Annotated in this window: 6 protein-coding genes and 1 riboswitch; all 6 genes read left to right on the top strand. The window is 65.8% G+C overall.

The window, feature by feature from the left end; genetic code table 11:
- Nucleotides 1-723: 723 nt before the first annotated feature.
- A riboswitch (TPP riboswitch) is annotated at nt 724-835 on the top strand.
- A gap of 48 nt (nt 836-883) precedes the next feature.
- From H5T65_13905 to H5T65_13880, 6 genes are read left to right on the top strand one after another with little or no spacing between them, the layout of a single operon-like run.
- Nucleotides 884-1,546 carry a thiamine diphosphokinase gene (locus tag H5T65_13905; protein MBC7260321.1) on the top strand — a complete coding sequence of 221 codons (663 nt, stop codon included), beginning with the start codon at nt 884-886 and terminating at the stop codon, nt 1,544-1,546.
- Complete coding sequence (locus H5T65_13900; protein MBC7260320.1) at nt 1,530-2,204, top strand: class I SAM-dependent methyltransferase; 675 nt, start codon at nt 1,530-1,532, stop codon at nt 2,202-2,204. Before H5T65_13905 ends, H5T65_13900 begins: the two co-directional genes overlap by 17 nt.
- Nucleotides 2,201-2,467 (top strand): thiamine-binding protein, encoded by a 267-nt coding sequence (locus H5T65_13895; protein MBC7260319.1) that lies wholly within the window; start codon nt 2,201-2,203, stop codon nt 2,465-2,467. The genes H5T65_13900 and H5T65_13895 overlap by 4 nt, the downstream gene beginning before the upstream one ends.
- Nucleotides 2,464-3,279 carry an ABC transporter permease gene (locus H5T65_13890; GenBank protein MBC7260318.1) on the top strand — a complete coding sequence of 272 codons (816 nt, stop codon included), beginning with the start codon at nt 2,464-2,466 and terminating at the stop codon, nt 3,277-3,279. The genes H5T65_13895 and H5T65_13890 overlap by 4 nt, the downstream gene beginning before the upstream one ends.
- Nucleotides 3,280-3,290: 11 nt before the next feature.
- Nucleotides 3,291-4,277 (top strand): ABC transporter substrate-binding protein, encoded by a 987-nt coding sequence (locus H5T65_13885; protein MBC7260317.1) that lies wholly within the window; start codon nt 3,291-3,293, stop codon nt 4,275-4,277.
- Nucleotides 4,261-5,037 (top strand): ABC transporter ATP-binding protein, encoded by a 777-nt coding sequence (locus H5T65_13880; GenBank protein ID MBC7260316.1) that lies wholly within the window; start codon nt 4,261-4,263, stop codon nt 5,035-5,037. The genes H5T65_13885 and H5T65_13880 overlap by 17 nt, the downstream gene beginning before the upstream one ends.
- Nucleotides 5,038-5,276: the final 239 nt, after the last annotated feature.

The raw sequence follows: 5,276 nt of genomic DNA, 5'->3' as shown, positions 1-5,276 counted from the left end.
GACTCGGCGGCGCGGATGCCCTGCTCCAGGTATTCGGCGTACTGGTTTTGTGGCACAGCGGCTTCGGGCTTCTCGGCCATGACGATTTGTCCCCCAGCGACGGGATTATAACATCAATTGAGGCCGCGGGCAAAGAAAACGCGCACCCCGACCGCCGGCCCGGTATGGAAACCTGAGAACGGGTTGCTATGTGCGACGCACTTTCGGAAGTGCGTCGCACATATCACCTTGGCCACCAACACGCGACGGAACCGAATCAGGGGTTCCGCAGCGGCATCCGAAGAATCTCATACTTACTTTTCGTGTAAATCCGTGCCATTCGTGGAAAAGTATGAAATGCGTAGAGTGTAGGGCAGGTTTCCATACCTGCCCCCTGCTTCCGGCGGCTATGGAAAGCCGCCCTACGTGTTTTGGCGTTGTGCCACCAGCCCATTGCGAGCGTAGGGCCAGGTTTCCATAAGTGCCCCCGACCTTTTGGCCTGCGCCACACAATTTCCACCGAAGGAATACACTACCCATCCCCATTCGCGTAGGTTCGCGTTATTCGTGAACAAGGTACACAGGTGAGACGCACTTTCCGAAGTGCGTCTCACCTGTCACCCTAGCAATCTCTTTATTCTTGTTCGTGTGGATTCGCGTTATTCGTGGACAAGGTACACCTATCACGACGAGGCGCAATTTGACGCCCGCGCCGAGTCGGTGTAAAGTTGATGCGCGACAACCGAATACGACTGGGGGAGCGCAGGGAACTGCGCTGAGAGGATGCCTAGTCCGGCATCGACCCCTTGAACCTGACCTGGGTAATGCTAGCGTAGGGAAGTCTGTAAATCTATGGCCATCAGCCCATCCAGGGCAGGTGGCTTTTGTTTTGCGGGAGGCAGGTATGCGAACGCTCGTGGTTGCGGCGTCGGTCGGCGCGGACTCGTCGGCGCTGGCCCGCCTGGCGGAATCGGCCCAACTCATCATCGCGGCGGACGGCGGGGCGGCGCTGGCCCTCGCCGCCGGCATCCGCCCGCACGTGGTCGTGGGCGACATGGACTCGCTGTCGGCGGAGTTGGCGGACTCCCTGCGCCGAAACGGCGTGGAAATCCGCACCTTCCCGTCGCGCAAGGATGAGACCGACCTGGAGTTGGCGCTGCTGGAGGCCATCAGGCGCGGCGCCGAAGAGATCACCATCGTCGGCGCGCTGGGCGGCCGCCTGGATCACACCCTGGGCAATGTGTACCTGCTCACCATGCCCCAACTGCGGGGCAAGGATGTGCGGCTGGTGGACGGCCGCGTGGAGGCTTTCGTCGTGTGGGGGCGGGCCGAGATTCGCGGTGGGCGCGGCGATACGGTCTCGCTGATCCCCCTCACGCCCGAGGTGCGCGGCGTGCAGACCGAGGGCCTGGAGTACCCGCTGCGCCGCGAAAGCCTGTTCATGGGGCCGGGGCGCGGCATCAGCAACGTCCTGCTGGGGCCTGTGGCCCGCGTGTCCACATCCGACGGCATCCTGCTGGTCGTCGTAACCCACGGCGAGGAGGAGGGCGATGCAGTGGCCGTTTGACCCGCTCGCGGACCTCTACGATTCCTGGTTTGACACGCCCCTGGGGCATACGGTGGACCTGCTGGAGAAGGACCTGCTGCTGCGGTTCGTGGGGCTGGTGGCGGGCCAGGCCGCGCTGGACGTGGGGACCGGCACCGGCCACTTCGCGCAGTTTCTCGCCGAGCGCGGCGCGCGGGTGGTGGGCGTGGACGTGTCGCGCGCCATGCTGCGGGTGGCCCGGGCCAAGCCGGGGATGTCACCCCTGGTGCAGGCCGACGCCGCGGCCTTGCCCTTCGGGGACGGCGTCTTTGACCTGGTGCTGTCGGTAACGGCGCTGGAGTTCGTGTCCGACGCGGCGCGGGCCGTGGCCGAGATGGCGCGCGTGTGCCGCAAGGGCGGGCGGGTGGTGGTCGGCGTGCTGAACGCCTGGTCTCCCTGGGCGTGGGTGCGCCGAAGGGCCGCCCGCCGCAACCCGTCTGACCCCTTCGCGGCGGCGCACTTCTTCGCGCCCGGCGAATTCACGCGGTTGCTCGCGCCGTTCGGCACGGTGAGGTGGAGCAGTTCGGTCTTTGTGCTGCCGGGCGGGCAGGGGCTGCGCGCGGCGTGGTCGCTGGAACGCATCGGGCGCAGGGCCTTTCGTCCGTTCGGCGCGCTTCTGGTCGGGAGGATAGACGTATGATGGGAGTATCGGCGCAGGTGAGTCTGTACCCGCTGGGGCAGCAGGACCTGTCCCCGGCCATCACGGAAATCTGGAAGGCGCTGGCGGCGCATGGCCTGGAGTACACGCCCGGGCCGATGAGCACGCTGACATGGGGCGAAGACGAGGTGATTCTGAACGCGCTCAGGGATGGCTTCCGCCGCGCCGCCGAATTGGGGCCGGCGGTGCTGGTCATCACCCTCACCAACGCGTGCCCCGCGCCGCGCAAGGAGGAGACGCCATGAAGGCAGGCGCAGCGGCCAAACGGCCGCCTCTGGGTCAGGCCATCGCCGAATACGGCCCCGCTGTGCTGCTGGTGGCGCTGGCCTTCGCCGCATGGGAAATCGCGACGCGGGTGTGGCGCATCCAGGCCTGGCTTCTGCCCGCGCCCTCGGCCATCGCCCGCGCCGCGGTGGACGCCCGCCATCTCCTGGGGCCGCACCTGGCGCAGACGGTGGCGGAGACGCTCGTCGGATTCGCCGTCGCGCTGGCGAGCGGGCTGATGTTGGCGCTCCTCATTGACGTTTCGGCCACGCTGCGGCGGGCGCTGTACCCCCTGCTGGTGGTGTCGCAGACGATCCCCATCATCGCCATAGCGCCGCTGCTGGTCATCTGGTTCGGCTACGGCCTGCTCCCCAAGGTGGTGGTCGTGGGGTTGGTCTGCTTCTTCCCCATCGTGGTGGGCACGGCCGACGGGCTGCGCTCCACCGACCCCGACCTCATCGCGCTCCTGCAATCCATGGGGGCCACCCGCCGCCAGATTTTCCTCAAGGTGCGCGTGCCCGCCTCGCTGCCCGGGATGTTCACCGGCATCAAGGTGGCCATCACCTACAGCGTCGTCGGGGCCATCATCGGCGAGTGGGTGGGCGCAAGCCGTGGACTGGGGGTGTTCATGTTGCGCGCCAGCAACTCCTTCCGCACCGACTGGGTCTTCGCGACCATTGGCGTCGTCTCGGCGCTGAGCCTGGCGCTGTTTCTGGCAGTCGTTGCCGCGGAGCGCCTGGCGCTCCCGTGGTTCTACACCAGAGCACGCGAGGAAAGATGGGAAGAAATGTAGGGAGGTGGAACATGTCTAAACGGGTTTTGTCAGTCCTGATGGTTGTCGCGGTTCTGCTGCTGGCGGCGTGCGGGCAAAGGGCCACGCCCACGCCGACGCCCGCGCCGGTGAAGGCCACGCTTTCGCTGGACTGGGTGCCGAACACCAATCACACCGGCTTCTACGTGGCCCTGGACAAGGGCTGGTACAAGGAGCAGGGGATTGACCTGGACATCCAGATTCCGTCGGATCCGGCTGCGGCGCTCAAGCAGGTGGCCTTCGGCCATACCGAGTTCGGCGTGAGTTTCCAGGAGGAGGTTACCATCGCCCGCTCGCAGGATATTCCGGTGGTGTCGCTGGCGGCCATCATCCAGCACAACACGTCGGCGTTCGCGTCGCTCAAGGAGAAGAATATCACGCGCCCCAAGGACTTTGAGGGCAAGACGTATGCGTCCTACGGCCTTCCCCTGGAGCAGGCGGTCATCCAGGGTCTGATGGCGTGCGACGGCGGCGATTTCAGCAAACTGACGTTTGTGGACGTGGGGTTTGACGCCTTTCCGGCGCTGCTGGGCGGGCGCGTGGACATCGCGTGGATCTTCCTGGCGTGGGACGGCGTGCAGGCGCAGATCAAGGGATACGAACTGAACACGATCCCCCTGTACGGCTCGTGCGTGCCCGACTACTACACGCCCGTCGTCATCGCGGGCGAGAAGACCATCCAGGAGAAGCCCGACCTGGTGCGCCGATTCATGGCGGCGACGGCGCGCGGGTACGAGTACGCCATTGCGCACCCGTCGGAGGCAGCGGAAATCCTGCTGAAGTACGCGCCCGAAAGCGACCCCGAACTCATCCGCCACAGCCAGGAGTGGCTCAGCCCGCGCTACAAGGCCGACGCGCCCAAGTGGGGCGTGCAGAAGGCCGAGACGTGGCGCGCCTTCGGCGACTGGATGAAGACCAACGGCCTCATCACCGGCGACTTTGACCCCGACAAGGCGTTTACCAATGAATTCCTGCCCTGACGCGCCGTGCAAACTGGAACTGACGGGCATCACCAAGTGGTTCAAAGTGGACGGGGTGCCCTTGAAGGCGCTGGAGGACGTGAGCCTCCATGCCCGCGCGGGCGAGTTCGTGTCTATCATCGGCCCCAGCGGCTGCGGCAAGAGCACCCTGTTCAACATCATCTGCGGCCTGCTGGAGCCGGACGAAGGCCAGGTGCTGCTGGACGGGCAGGCGGCGTCGCGCCGCGCGGGACTGGTGGGCTACATGCCGCAGAAAGACCTCCTGCTGCCCTGGCGGTCGGTGCTGGACAACGTGATCCTGGGGCCTGAACTGCGGGGCGAAGACCTGCGGGAGAGCCGCCGCGAGGCCAGAGAACTGATCCCGCTGTTCGGGCTTGAGGGGTTCGCCGACGCGTATCCGGCGGTGCTGTCGGGCGGGATGAAGCAGCGCGCCGCCCTGCTCCGCACGTTCCTGACCCACCGCGAGGTGCTGCTGCTGGACGAGCCGTTCGGGGCGCTGGACGCGCTGACGCGGATGGAGTTGCAGGAATGGCTGCTGGGCGTGTGGGCGCGCTTCCGCAAGACCATCCTGTTCATCACCCACGACGTGGACGAGGCGCTATTCCTGTCGGATCGGGTGTATGTGCTGACGCCGCGACCCGGGCGGGTCAAGACCGTGCTCGCCGTGCCCCTGGCCCGCCCGCGGCGGCGCTCCATGACGGCGTCGCCAGAATTTGCGGCGTTGCGCTATCAGTTGCTGGAGGCGCTGGCGGTTCGGTAGGAGGCGGCCGTCGCCGCCGCCCGCATGGGGCGGCAGATTGCTCATATGTGCGTAAAGTCCTTGACTTTTCCACGAACGTGTGCGATAATATGCACACAAGCCTATCCTACGCGTGGTATGCGGGAGATTCGGGGCTTGCACATGCGGCGAATCTGCCGCATAGCAAGTGCCAGCGGGTGTATTATGCGGAGACTTTTCCGCATAACAAATTGCAGCATAATACATAGTTCAGCCGACCG

Source organism: Chloroflexota bacterium (assembly GCA_014360805.1).
GTDB lineage: Bacteria > Chloroflexota > Anaerolineae > DTLA01 > DTLA01 > DTLA01.
The sequence above is the reverse complement of the archived record's forward strand: the minus strand, read 5'-3'. Positions and strand labels throughout refer to the sequence as shown.